This is a genomic window from Winogradskyella marincola, assembly GCF_029624125.1.
Taxonomy (GTDB): domain Bacteria; phylum Bacteroidota; class Bacteroidia; order Flavobacteriales; family Flavobacteriaceae; genus Winogradskyella; species Winogradskyella marincola.
Genome location: NZ_JARSBN010000003.1, coordinates 489,074 through 506,448, shown reverse-complemented (window position 1 = coordinate 506,448; position 17,375 = coordinate 489,074). Strand labels below are relative to the sequence as shown.

Sequence of the window (17,375 nt, the reverse complement as noted above, 5' to 3'; positions counted from 1 at the left end):
ACATCACCAGTAATAGAAAGATCAGAAGGATCTACATCACATTCGATAGTGATATCAGCAGGTACAGTAAACGTTGGTGCCGTTGTATCTTCAACAGTAATAGTTTGGTTTGCTGAAACTGAGTTACCACAAGTGTCTGTAGCAGTCCAGGTTCTAATAATAGTTTTTGTATTACCACATGCAGTAGCCGTTTCACTATCAGAACCAGAAATTGTAACTAAACCACAAGTATCTTGACCAGTAGCAGCTTCAAATTCTGGAGCAACCTTTTTAAAAGTTATCGTATGAATTAAATAATCATGGCCTGAATCGCTAGGTCCATAAGGTGCAGAGAATTCAACTCTATCAAAAGCTTCGCCATTATCTGTATTAAATAATATAGGATTATTAACACTATCGTTACCACCATAATGTCTTTTGGTTGAACCAACTTGTTGATTGTTGTTATAGAATGTAATGTAAGCATCTTCATTTGGATTTTTCCATCCAAAAGTTACATTAATATAAAGTTGTGGTACATCAAAATCTACTCTAATAACTTCAGTTCCGCTAGAATTAGCACCTAATTCACCAGAATCTCCAGATATATTTCCTTCAACACCAAAACCAAGGTTATTAGGGATAACAATATTTCTTGGTAAATAATCAGAACTGTTACTTGGCTTAAACCAAGCAGTAACGGCATATTCACTATTTGTAGCTGAATAATTACTACTGTTTATAACACTCTCACTTTGAACTATATCACTAATTTCAGGAATATCTTGTCCACACTCAATAGTAATATCATCAGGAGCAGATATTGTTGGAGGTGTAGTGTCTTGAATTGTAATTGTTTGTGTTGCAGTCGCAGAATTTCCACAAGTGTCTTTTACTGTAAAGGTTCTTGTAACAACTATCGGACAATTGTTATTAGAAGTGATTACATCAGTGTAAACAATATTTTCAATATTAAAATCATCCGATGCATTATAATTGTTGTTTGAATTAAATACGGATTGAACATCATTTGACCCAAACTCATTAAATTCAAAAACAGCATTAGAGCTTGTAATATCAGAGGCCGAACATCCTTCTATCAAAATTTCAGATGGAACTGAAATTGTAGGGTTTTCTGTGTCTTCTATTTCAACACTATCAGATACACTGGTTGTACAACCATTAGCATCTGTAATTAAGATTGTATAGTTTCCTGATGCTAAGTTTTCAAAAACACCACTAGATTGATTTGTGTTTCCGTTATCAATAGAGTAGATATATGGAGGGATTCCTCCAGAGGCCTCAACAGAAATACTTCCATTTGCTTCTCCGGTACAATCTACATTTGTAACATCAATAATAGAAGCAGATACCGTTTCGCTAGGTTCTTGAACAGTAGACTGATTAGTAGTTTCGCAGCCATTTGCATCTGTTATTGTAACAGAATAAGTACCTGCTGCAACATTAATTAAATCTTCAGAAGTAGCACCATTATTCCATATGTAACTATATGGAGGTGTACCTCCATTTACTGTTAAATCTACAGAACCTGTATTATCACCTTTACATAAAATATTAGTAACAGCAATACCAGAACTTAAGGCATTTGGTTCATTAATTGTTATCGTCGTACTTTGAGTACATAATGTTGTTTGGTCTGTAACAGTTACAGTATAATTGCCAGCAGATAAATTATTAACGTTAGGTGTTGTATCAGGTAAAGAATCCCATGAATAGGTAAAAGGACCAACACCATTTATAGCAGTTGCCGTAATGCTACCATTATTTCCACCATTACAGCTAACGTGTGATGATGTAACTGAAAAAGCGAGGTTTTGACAAGATCCAGGATTTACGTTAACAGTAGCTGTTTGAGTACAACCATTAGAATCTGTTACTGTTACAGAATAAGTACCAGATGATAAACCTGAAATATTTTGACTAGTTTCTCCGCCAGGTGACCATAAATAAGTGTAAGGTTCTGTGCCGCCAGCAGCTGATGCACTAGCAGTACCATCATTGGTATTAGGACCAAGTTCATCTGTTGAACTTACAGTTAAATTTAAAGGATTACTAGGTTCTATGATAGAAATAGTTTCCTCTACAGGTTGGCAAGCAGTGCCATCTATAGTTACACTAACATCATATACACCAGTTGTAAGATTATTGATTGTACTAGAAGTAACTCCTGTATCTATTTGGCCATTACTCCAAGTAAAGGTAAATGTAGCATTTGGATTAGATATAGAACTAGCCGATACAGTACCAGATCCAGTATTATCTCCTGCACATAGAATATTTGTTATATTTTCAATTGTAATTTCTGCATCACAGGTGTTAACACAGTCTATTACGATACTTTGAGTTAATTCGCAACCATTAGCATCTGTTACTTTTACAGAATGAGATCCTACAGGTAGATTACTAGCCGTTGATGTTGTTTGGTTATTAGCAGAGGCACTCCATGCATAAGTGTAAGGCGCTGTACCACCAGAAACATAAACTGTAGCTTCACCATTAGAACAACTGTGAGCAGTATTAGCATCAGCTTTACTTATATTTATATTTAAAGGACTAGATGGCTCAGTAATTGTTGCACTTATTGAAGCCGTACAACCATTAGCATCTGTAATTGTAACACTATAAGTCCCAGCTATAACATCTGTTAAATTTTGAGATGTAGTAGAATTATTCCAAGCATAGGTGTAAGGTTGAGTTCCTCCATTTACAGAAATAGAAATGTCTCCTGTAGCTTCGCCAGAACACTCAATATTATTTACATTAGTAACTGATACTTTTATTTTGTCAGGTTCTGTAATTATAGCCTGAGAATTAATTGTACAGTTATTGGCATCAGTTATTAATACATTGTATGTTCCTGCACTAAGATTTTCGAATAATCCACTGTTTTGATTAGTAGAGCCATTATCTATAGAATATTGATAAGGACTTGTTCCGCCTGAAGCGTTTACAGTAAAACTTCCATCTGTACCATTTTTACAATCCACATTAATAGTATTTGTAATACTAGAAGTTAATGAATTGGCTGGTTGATTAATGGTTGCTTGACTTGTAGTTGAACATCCATTGGCATCAAATATCGTTACATTGTATGTGCCAGCAGATAGATTTGATAAATCCTCGCTCGTAGCACCATTATTCCAAAGAATAGAGTAAGGAGCAGTTCCGCCACTAATTGTTAAATCAATTTCACCAGTATTATCGCCATAGCACAATACATCTGTAGTTGATGTAATTGTAGATGTTAAAGCTTGTGTTGGTTGACTAATATTAAAACTAGCAGTTGCATAACAGCTGTTATTTGAATCATTGACTGTTACTGTATATGTACCACTAGCAAGGTTATTAATGTCTTGCGGATCTGTATTAGGAGATTCTGTTCCGTTATAGTCCCAATCATAGGTGTAATTCCCAGATCCTCCACTAACAGTAATATCTATACTGCCTGAATTACCATTATAGCAAGCTACATTTTCTAAGTTTTCTAATACTATTGAAATTTCACTATAAACCGTAACAGTTATAGGAGTTCTTTCTGTATTAACACACTGTTCTGAAGGGCCTTCAGATGCATAGTAAGTAAAAGTTCCAGCTTGACTAGTATCAGGTATTAAGCTAAGTTGTCCACTAGTATTAGGGTTGTTATCAGCAAAATAAACTACAACATAATCAGGATTAGATGATTGACCTGTTAGAGCAGAAGCAGTTTCGTTTTGACAGTATTCAACATTATTTACAGTAGGTAAAGAATTAATTTCAGAAACTTCAATAGTAAACTCATAATGACATCCGTAGTCTCCTGGCGGAACACCATAATAAGTTGACACTCCAAGAGTAGCTGGAAATGGATTAGAGTTTGTATATTCCGTAGAGCTAGGTGTAACCGGATACGCGTTGTAGAATCTTGTACCAGGAGGAAATTCTGATTCTAATTCTGAAATTTCTATATGATTACCCTCTAGACTACAATAGATAAAATCTCTTTCTAAAGTAACGTTAGTACAGTTTTCGGCTATGTATTGCTCGGCAATAATATCTATTTCAATAGGATCTGTATTAGGTTCGCCCTGACAAATACCATCACTTTGATAACTTTGTATAAGCGGTAATGTGTATTGCGTTCTAGATATCATACCTGTACCAGATATGCTTCCTCCTACAATAACAATTTTTGGCTCACAATTATCATTAAGTAATAACGTACAGTCTTCTGTAGCTTTTAGCTGAAAAGATATATCGGCTAATAGCAAATTAATATCAGAAGGAAATAAAGGTAAGAAGTTAATATCCCAAACTATTGATCCTGTGGCTCCCATATTAGGGTCAAAATAAGGAGGGTCTGCAGCAAAAGCAGGCAAATATGCACCATAGCTAATACTGCCAGGAACAAATTCTGATGTAAAAGGTATAGGAACAACTAACTGAGCATCTAAAATAGGCTCAGTTCCTTTATTTTTAATTTCAATTTTATATTCTATGATGTCACCAGGTTCGGCTGTAAGATCATCAGAAGGAGGGCTTCCGTTTATAGTTGTAGTAGACAATACACCTTCAGACTCTGGAATATAGGCATCTACCGACATAGCCATGTTAAAAATAACATAGGTATCTTGATTAGAACCATATCTAAACCTTGTTTGAGTTTGGCTATTATCTATAAGAGACTTGTCTGAGTTGTCTAGATTAAACATTGCAATGTCTAACCCAGTATTATTAACAAGTGACGGACTTCTGGCATTGCCACCTGTATTAATAGATGAGTTAAAAAAGTTATTTGTAGAGTTACCAGAGTGACTTAAGGTTTCCCAATCATTGTTAGATGGGTTTGTGTTGTTTACTTCATCAGCATGAATTATCTGAAAATAATCACCAGAGATACCTCTATCTCCTTCACCAGCCATCATACCTAACTTAATATTAACGTCTCCCATTTGTACAGCGTTAAAGCCAGAAACAGGGATTTCATAACTTTGAGATGTATTTCCTTGTACATAAGCATATCCATCAAAAATGGTAACATCTCTCCAGTTCATTTTAGAGTTTTCGTATACAACGATCATTCCCCAACCACCATAATAACCAGTAGTACCACCATTTCCTTCTGAAATAGCAATATCAGCTACATAATATTCGCCTATACCATTGTTTCTAACTTTGTCAGTTACTTCAATGTAGCCAGCGTACATATTGTTGTCACCAGGATATCTTATATTGCTAGTAGTTGCAGTAAGTGTGGAGTAATTTGTGTCATTTGGTCCTTTAAATTTAACTGTTCTCATTTGTTGTTCAGTTAAACTAGAGCTACCTCTACCAGTCCAGTAAAGACCAGCATATATAATATTAGAACACTCCGGATTTGCACCATTTTCTGTAGAAAAACTTAAGGTTGCAGAGGATGAGTTTGAAGTGTTTTGATCATTATCTTCATCTATAAACACCATTGAGTTGTTACTGTTATTGGTGTTTGTGCCATAATTTTGTAATGTTAGATTGGAGTTACCAATCATTGTAAAATCCCCTTTAACATTATAGATTACTTTATTAGGAGTATACTGTGATGTTCTTTGCGTAAAAGGAACTCTTAACTGACCGTAGGCACTAACCGAAGAAAGAATTAGGATAGTGAGTAGAACAGTAGATTTTAGAATTGGGGTAAAGTAGTTCTTCATCATATTATTACATAAAGAATTAACTAAAGTCATATACAACTTACTCAGGTAAATTAAAACCTAAATATGTTTTTATGCTTTGCTTTGGTTTTTGGATGGCTTTTTTCATTTCTAGTAAACTTGATTTTACTTCACAGCTTATATATACACATTTTAGATTAGGAAAATTTGTTGTAAAATCTAATTGGATTGATTGGGTAAGATCATTCTCATTTAAAAGTTTAATGATAACAACCTCAATAGAATTAGATTTTTCAGAATTTATAGTTTTTAGATTTTCTAAATCAACATATAAACGCTTAGTATCTTTAGATATTGGCGTTTGGTTAGAAGAACTAAGCTTATAAGCAGACGCAATGTTGCTATAAACGTATTTGTTTAGAATATCTATGTCGTTTGTAGAAACCTTCTTTTCAATAGTAGTGTCTTCATCAAACAACTTAATGTCATTCTCTTGTGCAGATATATTGAACAAGAGCGAAAATGTTAGAATAAGATAAAATGATATTCTCTTATTATACGAACTCATAGTATTTAGTTTTAGTACCAGTTAATAACTTCAGTGTTATCAACTAACAAATTTCTTAAGTCATTATATTTAAAAAATATTTTAACTTAATATGTATTAATTATGTATTATAGAGGGAAGTATTAATTAATATAGGTGATATAACAAAATGGATTAATTTTTTTGATTTGGGGTCACATACATTAATTTTACAAACAAAAGAACTCATAAACACAATCTTATACAAACATTAGAGTTAAAGCGCCAAAATAGTCGTTAAAACGGAGATATGCAACATTTTATCGAAAAAAAACGCACTTAATCGAAATACAATGAAATCAATTATACTTGTAAGACACGGAAAATCGTCATGGGAATTTGACCTTTCAGATGCCCTAAGACCTTTAAAAACAAGAGGAATTAGCGATGCAAAACTAGTTGCTAATCAGTTTATTGACAACCATGAGCTACCAGATTACATATATTCTAGTCCTGCTGTAAGAGCCTTTTCTACTTGTAAGATATTTCTTGATGTTTTTAACTTGTCAGAAGATTCTGTAAGTGTTAAAGAAGAATTGTATGATTTTGGAGGTGAAAATGTGGTAAACTTTATTAAAAGATTACCCAATAATTATAATTTGGTTATGATATTTGGTCACAACCATGCTTTTACATCAATAGCTAATATATTTGGTGATAAATTTATAGATAATCTTCCTACAAGTGGACTTATTAAGCTTAATTTTGATATTTCTGATTGGAAAGATTTTAAAAAAGGAACCACAGAACTCATAATTATTCCAAAGGAATTAAAAGCATGACAAAATATAAGAACACATACATAAATAGAGAATTAAGTTGGTTGCAGTTTAATGCCAGAGTGCTTCAAGAAGCTGCTGATGAAACAGTACCTTTAATTGAGCGCTTACGTTTTTTAGGTATTTTTTCTAATAACTTAGATGAGTTTTTTAAAGTACGATATGCAACTGTAAAACGAATTTACGATGCAGGTAAAGGTGGTAAAAGCGAACTTGGAGGTATTAAGGCAGGCGAGTTGCTAGAAGAAATAACACAGGTTGTTATTGAGCAACAAAGAGAAAGCGTAGAGATACTTAATAAGATTGAACAGGAGTTAGAGAGCGAAAATATTTTCATTATCAATGAAACTGAAATAGAAGGAGATCATCATGACTTTATCAAAAATTATTTCTACCAAGAAATAAGTCCTGCTTTGGTTGTAATGATGTTAGACGAAGATATAGCGTTACCAGAATTAAAAGATAGCGCAGGGTATTTAACCATAAAAATGTCTAACTCTGGAGGAAAAGATCAATATGCACTTATTGAGATTTCAAAAAGTATGGAACGTTTTATAGTGTTACCAAATAGAGGTGATGCTAATTACATTATAATGGTAGATGATGTTATTAGATATTGTCTAGATGAAATCTTTAATATTTTTAAGTACGATTCTATTTCATCTCACATGATAAAAATTACTCGAGATGGAGAATTAGATTTTGATAGTGACTTAAGTAAGAGTTTTGTAGATAAATTATCCAGAAGTGTCAAAGGCAGGCAAAGTGGTGATCCTGTAAGATTTGTACATGATAAAAATATAGAGCCAGACACATTAAGCTTTTTACTAGAGCGAATGGAAATAGACTCTAAGGACAGTATTATTCCTGGTGGTCGCTACCATAACCGTAGAGATTACATGGATTTCCCTAGTTTAGGAAGAACAGATTTACTCTATGATAGAATAAAACCTTTACCTGTTAAGGGACTAAGTTTACAAGAAAGTATATTTACAACAATAGCAGAGAAAGATTATTTGGTATACACACCATACCATACGTTTTCTTATGTTGTAAAGTTTTTAAGAGAAGCAGCCTTAGACCCTAAAGTAAGAACTATAAAGATTACAATTTACAGGTTGGCACAGATATCGCATGTAGCAAGTTCTCTTATAAATGCGGCAAAAAATGGTAAATATGTTACTGTATCAATAGAGCTTAGAGCACGTTTTGACGAAGAGGCGAACATTAATTATGCAGAACAAATGCAAGATGCAGGAGTTAATATGTTATTTGGTGTGCCAGGACTAAAAGTACACAGTAAGATGTGTGTTATTGAGCGCGAAGAAAATAACAAGCTAAAGCGTTACGGATTTATAAGTACAGGTAATTTTAATGAGTCTACAGCCAAATTTTATACAGATTTTACGCTTCTTACAGCCAATTCAAAGATTCTTAAAGACATTAATAAAGTATTTAATTTCTTAGAAGTTAATTACATCGTTAATAGATACAAACACATTATAGCATCTCCGCATTACACTAAGACAAAATTATTCTCCTTGATAGACAAAGAGATTGAAAATGCCAAAAATGGTAAAAATGCTTATATAAAGCTAAAGATGAATAGTATAAGCAGTTATAAAATGGTAGACAAATTATATGAAGCGAGTAGAGCAGGTGTTAAAATACAGATGATTGTTAGAGGCTTGTGTTGTTTGGTTCCTGGTGTAGAAGGCATGAGTGAAAACATAGAAATTATTAGTATAGTAGATAAGTTCTTAGAACATACACGTCTGTATGTATTCTCTAACAATGATAATCCATTAGTGTATATATCTTCAGCAGATTGGATGACCAGAAACATAGAACATAGAGTAGAGGTAAGCTGCCCAATTTATGATGAAGATATGAAGCAAGAATTACAAGATTTATTCGATATTTGTTGGAATGATAATGTAAAAGCTCGTCATATCAACGAAACACAAGATAATATGTATCGTAGAAATAATGAGCAAAAAGTTAGAGCTCAGTTCGATACTTATAACTATTACTTAAAAAAGCTAGAAGGATAATATGCTGAAGATTCAAAAATTTGCTGCCATAGATATTGGTTCTAACGCAGTAAGATTATTAATTTCAAACATTATAGAGCAAAGCGGAAAACCAACCGTATTCAAAAAAAACTCATTAGTGCGTGTACCTATTAGATTAGGTGCAGATGTGTTTTTAAATGGTACAATTTCAGAATATAATCAAGAGCGAATGCTGGATACCATGAAAGCGTTTAGCTTAATTATGAAATCTCATGGAGTTGCACGTTATAAAGCTTGTGCAACATCAGCCATGCGCGAAGCTGATAATAGCGATGCGCTTACAAAAAAGATTATAGATAGTTGTGGTATAAGTATTGATATCATTGACGGAGAAGAAGAAGCAGCTATTATTGCTGCAACAGATTTAAGCACTTATATAGACGAAAACAAAACTTACCTCTATGTAGATGTAGGAGGAGGAAGTACAGAGTTTTCAATTATCCACAATGGAAATAAAATAAAATCAAAGTCTTTTAAAGTCGGCACAGTAAGGCTTCTTAATGATATTGTTACCCGAGAAACTTGGAGCGAATTAGAACAATGGATTAAGGAAAACACTTCAGCTTATGAAAAGATAGATTTAATCGGTTCTGGTGGTAACATCAATAAAATATTCAAGATTTCTGGTAAACAGCTTGGCAAACCGTTAACATATTTTTACCTAAGTAACTATTACAATACATTGCAGCAATACTCTTACGAAGAGCGTATAACACAGTTAAACTTAAATCAAGATAGAGCAGATGTAATTATTCCGGCAACAAGAATTTACCTTTCTGCAATGAAATGGAGTGGTGCAAAAGACATATATGTACCAAAAATAGGATTGTCAGATGGTATAATAAAAAGTGTTTATTACGAAACTGTTTCTAGTGTGTCTGTAAATTAATGGCTAAGATTTTTAATTTACCGTTCAACTATTTTTTTTCTATTAAAATCTATACATTTACTACAATAAGTGAATTTAATATATATTCGCTTTCTCAAATTAAAGCTTATGAAAAATTTTTTACTTACCTCGTTATTAGTGTGTTTTACTACAATTTGCCTAGCTCAAGAAGTGCGTTATGGTGTTAGAGGAGCGCTAAATGTTTCTAATTTAGACTTTGATCCAGATGCAAATTTTGAAAACCAACATAGAAATGGTTTTGCTTTTGCAGGTTTTGTAGATTACGGATTTACAGAAGATTTAGCATTGCATACAGAGTTGCAATGGTCTGCAGAAGGTGGTAAAGACCAAAGTCTAAGAGCAGATTATATACAAATGCCTATTTTATTAAAGCTATCAACTTCAGAGAGGTTATCTTTTATGGCAGGTCCTCAAGTGGCTTTAAAAACTTGGAAAGACAACGACGGTTTTTCAACCTTTACATTCTCTGGTGTTGTTGGTGCTGAGTACATGATTACAGATGAGTTATTTGTTGATGCCAGATTTTCTTATGGAGTAACAAATATCTTAGATGATGATACATCAAATCTAGAAGCTAAAAACCACGTAATGCAATTTGGTTTTGGAATAAAGATTTAAAAGATAAATTGAAATAATTTTTATAGGCTTTGACTGTATGGTTAAGGCCTTTATTTTTTTATAAACTTTAGAGTTTTAGCTGAAGAATCTTCACTCAAGAAACTAATAAAGTAAACTCCAGAAACCATATCTTCAACATTAATAGAGTCACTACTTAAAACAGAAGACTTTACTTGTTTGCCCTCTATTGAATAAATCGTGTACTCAATACTTTCTGATAAAAGTTGATTATCTATATTAAGCAAAAGTTTGTCTTCAACAGGATTTTGTAGTATTGAAATATCATATCTATTCTCATCATATTCATCTAATGACAAAGTAGTATCTCCGAAAATCAATCTTGTACCTAATAAATCAGTTAAAATTAATGTAGAACCTTCATCTATAATCTCAAACTCAAAGAAGTTGGTGGTTTCAGTACCTAATATTTGAAAATAAATCATTTCATAAGAGCCGGTAGCACATCCAGATAACGATTGTACTAAATTGCTAATACTTATATTATTTGCACCATTAAATGAAACAAAATAATTGGCAAAAAGAACTTCACATTCACCTAAACCATTAGCTTCGGGTAGATTTAAAAACATGTCGATATTATTGGTTAAAATAAGGTTAGGAAAATCTCCCTCAGGTATATCTATAACAGGGTTTCCAGGAATATCTATATGATGCAACCACCAAGTTGATACTAGTAAAGTGGTTGGTGCTTGTTTGCCAAATACCAACGAATTTCCATCTGTATTGGTTAAGGTTAAAACTTGATTATCTCCTGTTCCGGTGATTGAATACGTTTGTATACAATCTAAACCACTATTACAATTTAATTCATCAAAATAAAGTTCCTCATAAATAGCATAAGGTGCGGTATAACAATCATCGGCAAACGTAGCAGAAATATCAACTATGATTTCATCAGTGTTTGCTGAATACGATCCATTAGAAGCATTACAGCCATGTCCAGAACTAAAACTCAAAGTCCCTGGTAAATCCCCTGAACTGTTTGTGAATTCAAGACTAAAAACATTATAGCTATTAAAGTAGTTAGGATGGGTTACACCTTCTTTAATGATATGATCTAAATACCAAGTACCAATTAAATCATTTTGGCTAGAAGCTTTAAAAGAGATTAAAGTAAATAAAAAGATTAAAGTGTAAATGTGTTTCATGGAAATTAGAGCTGATTATAGCTCTAATTTATAAAATATCATCCATGTACAGTTTCTTTTTTACCTAAATCTTTCATGATGCCTGCCTCATATTCAAGAAGTTGTTGCCATTTTTGGTCAACCTCTTTTCTGTCTCCATACTGTCTTGCAAAGTTTAAAAACATGGTATAGTGGTTGGCTTCACTAATCATTAATTTTCTGTAGAATTTAGCCAGTTTTTTATCTTCAAGTTCTTCGGATAGCAATCTAAAGCGTTCACAACTACGTGCTTCAATTAGCGCAGCATAAAGTAATCTATGTACTAATTGCGTCGTTCTGCTACCACCTTTTGGAAAAAACTTTAATAATGCAAGGACATACTCATCCTTACGATCTCTGCCAAGTGTCCATCCACGTTCTAAGATAAGGTCGTGTACCATTTTAAAATGGCTCATTTCTTCTTCAACCAAATCAATCATTTCTTGTACAAGCTCAGTATATTCCGGAAAACTAACAATAAGTGAAATAGCTGTACTTGCAGCTTTTTGCTCACAGTAAGCATGATCTGTTAGTATTTCTTCAATATTTTTTTCTACAATGTTTACCCATCTTGGGTCTGTTGGAAGTTTAAGACCTAACATAGTTTTTTAATATTTTTCAGTTTGAATAAAATTTGCTTTCCCTTTATCGTTTATAAGGATCTTGTGGTAAGAAACCTTATCTGTATCAGGAATTGCATACATTACGTCAATAGCTACGATATTGGTGTAACTAGGATCGTCATCTAGTTGTATAGCATTTAAAATAGCGAGCTTATTAAAGTTGTGTAATTGCGAACCTTTGGCTAAGTTGGCATTAAACCTAAATACTTTATTAGCTTTTTCTTTGTCAAAACTTTTGTTGTAAATAACCTTATTGTCTTTCTCAATTAAAATATCGAACTTAAAGTTTCTGTAGTAGGTTTGGTAGTTGATAGTGTCTTTTATTTTTGTAAAAAGAACACTGTTGTCCATGTCTGTATACGCTTTTATTTTTACTCTAAAACCGTTGTTGAGCAAAGTGTCTACTTGACGTTCTGTATAGTTTTCTGGGTTGTATACATCTACTTGTACAGATACCGTTTTTTTATATTCTTCAATATCTTTTAATAAAGCTTGGTTCTTAGTAATTCTGCCTTCACAACTTGTAAAAGCAATTACAGTAATTATAATAAAGCTAAGTAAATTTCTCATAAGCTTATATGTCTAGTCCAAATGCCTTTTTTAGCAACTCAATATTAGGATTTTTTTCTTTTAGCTTCTCGTATTTTTCTATTGGTGTAAAAGCATATTTTTTAGCTATTTCTTCATTTACAATAATTTCTAAATGTAGATCATAGTTCTTTAATCTCTTACGAAGATAGGCGAGAAGTGGAAATTGAGCACGTTCTAATTCAATCTTATTGGTATTATTAGAATAGGTAAGATGAATAGCAGTGTGTTTTAGCTTTGGTTTGTCCATTTGTAATATGGAAGCTAATATTTTTTCACCTTTTTTACTTATTGCAGATGCATAGTCATTCCAAGCATCGGTTAGCGCTTCTTGCGAAACAGGCTCTGTAGGAAGGTCTTCTTCATCTATAACAACATCAAGCTGTTTTATTTGGTGTTCTTTCTTTTTTCTTATGCTCTTTAATGATAATCCAGAAGTAGATTTTTTAGCATTATCTATTGATATTTTTGGAACACTAACTGGTTGTGGAGCTGTAGTAATTTTAGCTTTAGAGACTTTCTTTTTCTCAATATTAGATGGCCGAGAAGTTGTTTGAGTCTCTTGTTTATTTCTATTAACAGGAATAGGCGTAATGCCTTTTGCTTGAAAATAAGAAGGTGGAATTATGAAATGTCTGTCATTTTTTTTTTCTCCATCAAAAGTGATAGAGGCTAATTGCATAAGTGTTAACTCAACAAGTAATCTTTGATTTTTACTTGTTTTGTATTTTAGGTCACAATCATTGGCGAGCTCAATACCTCTAAGAAGAAAGGTGTTGGATGTTTTTCTGGACTGATCTACATATTTTTGTTTGGTTTCGTCACCAACCTCAAGTAAATCTATGGTGGCTTGGTTTTTGCAAACCATCAAATCTCTAAAGTGAGAAGCTAAACCAGCAATATAATGATGTCCATCAAAACCTTTGGATAGTATAGTGTTAAACTGCACTAACAAATCTGGAATCTTATTTTCTAAGATTAAGTCTGTACTTTCAAAATACGTTTCGTAGTCTAGTACATTAAGGTTTTCGGTTACAGCTTGTCTTGTTAAGTTTTTACCAGAAAAACTTACAACCCTATCAAAGATAGATAAGGCATCTCGCATTGCACCATCAGCTTTTTGGGCAATAATATGTAAAGCATCATCTTCTGCCTGCACATCTTGCTCTTCTGCAATGTATTTTAAATATTCTTTTGCGTCGGTAACAGTAATGCGCTTAAAATCAAAAATTTGACAACGTGATAAAATCGTTGGAATAATTTTATGCTTTTCTGTAGTTGCCAATATAAATATACAATGCTTTGGTGGCTCTTCTAAAGTTTTTAGAAAAGCATTAAAAGCTGATTGAGAAAGCATATGTACCTCATCAATAATGTATACTTTGTATTTACCAACTTGTGGCGGAATTCTAACCTGATCTGTTAGATTTCTAATATCGTCTACAGAGTTGTTTGATGCAGCATCTAGCTCAAAAATATTAAAGGCAAAATCTTCATCGTCACTAGTATTGCCATCACTATTTATCATCTTAGCTAAGATACGAGCACATGTGGTTTTACCAACACCACGAGGTCCTGTAAATAGTAATGCTTGCGCTAAGTGATTGTTTTCAATAGCATTTAATAACGTATTGGTAATGGCTTGTTGCCCAACAACATCCTTAAAGGTTTGAGGTCTATATTTACGTGCCGATACTACGAAATGCTCCAATTTAAGCTGAACTAGTTTTTAGCACCTTAGATGCTAATGAATTAATTTTAAGACTGAATTACAAATTTAAGAATAACATAGAAATAGACATTTTTTAAGATTAAAATTTAAATAGGAGTTATTAACAATTTGTGTAATTTTGACGGCTAGTAAATCGCCTTATCGATTCTAATTTAATTAGGGTAGGAAAGTCCGAACACCATAGTGCAAGCATAGTGGTTAACAACCACCAGTTGAGAAGCTAGGAAAAGTGCAACAGAAAGTATGTACAGGTAATGCTGTAGTGAAATCAGGTAAACTCTATGTGGTGCAATGTCATGTATACCAACGTTTGAGGGCTGCACGTTCGATGTTGGAGGGTAGGCAGCTAAAGTTTGCTGGTAACAGTAAATGTAGATAAATGATAAGGGTTGAGACCATAAATGTCTCAATACAGAATTCGGCTTATAGGTTTGCTTTTTAAAACAAGCTTCATGGCACTTCATGAAGCTTTGTTTTTTTAATTCCACTCAAAAAAGCTAAACATATTACCTCCATATTTTTTAGAATGAGAGTAATGCTCTAAGTGGCTTAAATCGGTATGTTTAGAGTGTTCTATAATTAAAAGTCCTTCTTCTTGAAGTAAGTTGTTTTCAAAAATTAATTGAGGGATTTTTGAGAATAGTTCTACCTCAAAATCATATGGTGGATCAGCAAAGATTATACTGTATTGCTGGTTATTGTTTTCTAAAAATTTAAAAACATCACTTTTTATAGTTGTTATTGGCATTTCAAATGCTTCTGCAGTAGTGTTTATAAATTTTACACAACCAAAGTGGTCGTCTACAGCCGTAATTTGCTCTGTGCCTCTAGAAGCAAATTCGTAGCTTATATTACCTGTGCCAGAAAACAAATCTAATACAGAGATATCATCAAAATAATATTGATTGTTAAGAATGTTAAAGAGGGCTTCTTTGGCCATGTCTGTAGTTGGGCGAACTGGCAGTTTAGATGGTGCTACAATTTTTCGGCCTTTATATATTCCTGAAATAATACGCATTAAAAAGTATTTAATATCAAATAATGATGGTGTAATTGATCTGAGTTTAACTTATCTGAAAAACTATAATTAAAGTTAAGTTTTTCAAACTCTACATGTCTTATATAGGTGTACAGTAAAGTGTATAATTCGTCATTTTTATTAACTAAACCACTGAGATATACCAATGTTGTTTCAACATCTAGGTTTAGTTGTTCAAAAACAAAAAGAACATAGTATATAAAATCTTCTTTGCTGTGGTACTCAAATACATTAAATAATTGAAGCTGTTTTTTGTCTAATACAGCAATTTCAATAGTATTACTATTTACGTGTAGATATACTTCTGTAGTATCACTCTCGTGCTTTTTTTGCAAAAGCGCATCGACTAAAACAGTAGAAGAATGTTTGTAGGTAAACTCGCCGAAGGTTTCAAATATATAGTTATTAATATTTATATAAGGTATATAAACATTAACACTATCATTAATAGCAATATCATCGTGGGTGATGAAATCTGTTTTTAAGATTTTTGTATTGAATTTTAAATAGTCTGCTTTGTTGTTTTCGTCATAGAGTGTTTTTGGTACTAATGTAGATAGTTCATTTTGATGCACTACAGTTATACTGTCAAACTCATCAGAAAATACAGCGTTAGCACTTAACTCTGTTTTTAGACGGTTTAGAACATCAAAAGGGTTTAGCTTATGACGAAATACAATACTGTTAAGAAACTCAATTGTATTAGAGGTTCTGTTTAGTATACAAAAAGAAAGCCCATTCAAATTAACTTGAATGGACAGTTCTTTAATGTTATTTTTATTCAAAACTTTATTCCTTGTTAGAAAGGTCTTTACCCCAATTTCCACTAGTGTTAACTTCTTGCATAGAACCAATTTTTACTGATTCTCCTTTAACACCAGCAATAGAAACTGCTTGCTTTTCTTTATCTATTAGATACTTTTCTTGACCATCTAATACTATAGCTTTGTCTACGCTAACTTCAAACACAGGGATTTCATCTAGTTTTCCAGCTTCTAATTTAAATTTAGCTCCTGGTTTACCAATACCTACATCTGCCATGCTTTTGTAACGACTATTTCCTTTAAAGATAGAGTCTTTTACATTCCAGTAATCTAGTGTATCTATTAAAGTAATAGTTTTCATAGTTTCTACATTACCAAAAGCACGTGTTCTCTCTTCGTCTAGAACTAACGTATCTCTTCTTTGTGTAATAGGAATACTATCGTTTTCAACAAAATCAATAAGCTTATCAAAGCTACCTGCATATTCGCCTTTTACTTCTTTGTAAGCCACTTGAGAATCTCTAATGTCTACTAATCTGTCAATTACAACTTTGTAACGCTCAACCTTTAATTGGTTAAATTGTATTTCCTTGTACACAGACATAAAGGTAATATACCCAAGAAAAATAATAAGTGCCCAAAGCACTAAGTTAATTACTGGTTTTAATTTTTTAGGAACAAATTTGTCAATTAACCACACAATAAGAATGGTTAAAATTATAATACCAATTATAGCTGCAATTATCATTTTTTAGTTTTTATTTATTAATTAGCTCTCTCGCAAATCTACAATTTTTTTTTATTGGGAAAAACTATCTAAATAAAAATCATTCAAATTTCAAAA

13 protein-coding genes and 1 other RNA gene are annotated in these 17,375 nt (G+C 32.5%); 5 read left to right on the top strand and 9 right to left on the bottom strand.

The window, feature by feature from the left end:
* Nucleotides 1–5,672 (bottom strand): SprB repeat-containing protein (locus P7122_RS07880; RefSeq protein ID WP_278005235.1); only part of this gene is annotated, 5,672 nt, incomplete at its 3' end.
* Between the two features lie 37 nt (nt 5,673–5,709).
* Nucleotides 5,710–6,198 (bottom strand): hypothetical protein, encoded by a 489-nt coding sequence (locus tag P7122_RS07875; RefSeq protein WP_278005234.1) that lies wholly within the window; start codon nt 6,196–6,198, stop codon nt 5,710–5,712.
* A gap of 311 nt (nt 6,199–6,509) precedes the next feature.
* Here P7122_RS07875 and P7122_RS07870 point away from each other — a divergent pair, with 311 nt between their 5' ends.
* From P7122_RS07870 to P7122_RS07855, 4 genes are all read left to right on the top strand, one after another.
* The gene (locus P7122_RS07870) at nt 6,510–6,998 is read left to right on the top strand and encodes a SixA phosphatase family protein (RefSeq protein WP_278005233.1); all 489 of its coding nucleotides are present in this window, start codon (nt 6,510–6,512) and stop codon (nt 6,996–6,998) included.
* Nucleotides 6,995–9,049, top strand: a complete 2,055-nt coding sequence (gene ppk1, locus P7122_RS07865) for a polyphosphate kinase 1 (protein WP_278005232.1) — start codon at nt 6,995–6,997, stop codon at nt 9,047–9,049. Before P7122_RS07870 ends, ppk1 begins: the two co-directional genes overlap by 4 nt.
* A gap of 1 nt (nt 9,050) precedes the next feature.
* Nucleotides 9,051–9,959 (top strand): Ppx/GppA phosphatase family protein, encoded by a 909-nt coding sequence (locus tag P7122_RS07860; RefSeq protein WP_278005231.1) that lies wholly within the window; start codon nt 9,051–9,053, stop codon nt 9,957–9,959.
* 108 nt (nt 9,960–10,067) lie between these two features.
* Nucleotides 10,068–10,598, top strand: coding sequence for a porin family protein (locus tag P7122_RS07855; protein WP_278005230.1), 531 nt, complete (start codon nt 10,068–10,070; stop codon nt 10,596–10,598).
* Nucleotides 10,599–10,648: 50 nt separating this feature from the next.
* Here the strand turns inward: P7122_RS07855 and P7122_RS07850 are convergent, their stop codons facing one another.
* The 4 genes from P7122_RS07850 to P7122_RS07835 are packed head-to-tail and all read right to left on the bottom strand — an operon-like array spanning nt 10,649 to nt 14,707.
* On the bottom strand, nt 10,649–11,767 hold the full coding sequence (locus P7122_RS07850) for a T9SS type A sorting domain-containing protein (RefSeq protein WP_278005229.1): 1,119 nt from the start codon (nt 11,765–11,767) through the stop codon (nt 10,649–10,651).
* Between the two features lie 38 nt (nt 11,768–11,805).
* Complete coding sequence (locus P7122_RS07845) at nt 11,806–12,387, bottom strand: MiaE family protein (RefSeq protein ID WP_278005228.1); 582 nt, start codon at nt 12,385–12,387, stop codon at nt 11,806–11,808.
* 6 nt (nt 12,388–12,393) lie between these two features.
* Entirely contained in the window at nt 12,394–12,978 is a 585-nt protein-coding gene (locus P7122_RS07840) for a hypothetical protein (protein WP_278005227.1), read from the bottom strand.
* Nucleotides 12,979–12,982: 4 nt separating this feature from the next.
* Nucleotides 12,983–14,707, bottom strand: coding sequence for a DNA polymerase III subunit gamma/tau (locus P7122_RS07835; RefSeq protein WP_278005226.1), 1,725 nt, complete (start codon nt 14,705–14,707; stop codon nt 12,983–12,985).
* Between the two features lie 146 nt (nt 14,708–14,853).
* On the opposite strand from P7122_RS07835, the gene rnpB reads away from it, so the two are divergent.
* Nucleotides 14,854–15,170: RNase P RNA component class A (rnpB, locus tag P7122_RS07830), an RNA gene on the top strand.
* 36 nt (nt 15,171–15,206) lie between these two features.
* Here the strand turns inward: rnpB and P7122_RS07825 are convergent.
* From P7122_RS07825 to P7122_RS07815, 3 genes are read right to left on the bottom strand one after another with little or no spacing between them, the layout of a single operon-like run.
* Nucleotides 15,207–15,746, bottom strand: a complete 540-nt coding sequence (locus P7122_RS07825) for an RsmD family RNA methyltransferase (RefSeq protein ID WP_278005225.1) — start codon at nt 15,744–15,746, stop codon at nt 15,207–15,209.
* On the bottom strand, nt 15,746–16,552 hold the full coding sequence (locus P7122_RS07820; RefSeq protein WP_278005224.1) for a DUF3822 family protein: 807 nt from the start codon (nt 16,550–16,552) through the stop codon (nt 15,746–15,748). Before P7122_RS07820 ends, P7122_RS07825 begins: the two co-directional genes overlap by 1 nt.
* 4 nt (nt 16,553–16,556) lie before the next feature.
* Nucleotides 16,557–17,279, bottom strand: coding sequence for a hypothetical protein (locus P7122_RS07815; RefSeq protein WP_278005223.1), 723 nt, complete (start codon nt 17,277–17,279; stop codon nt 16,557–16,559).
* Between the last annotated feature and the right edge of the window lie 96 nt (nt 17,280–17,375).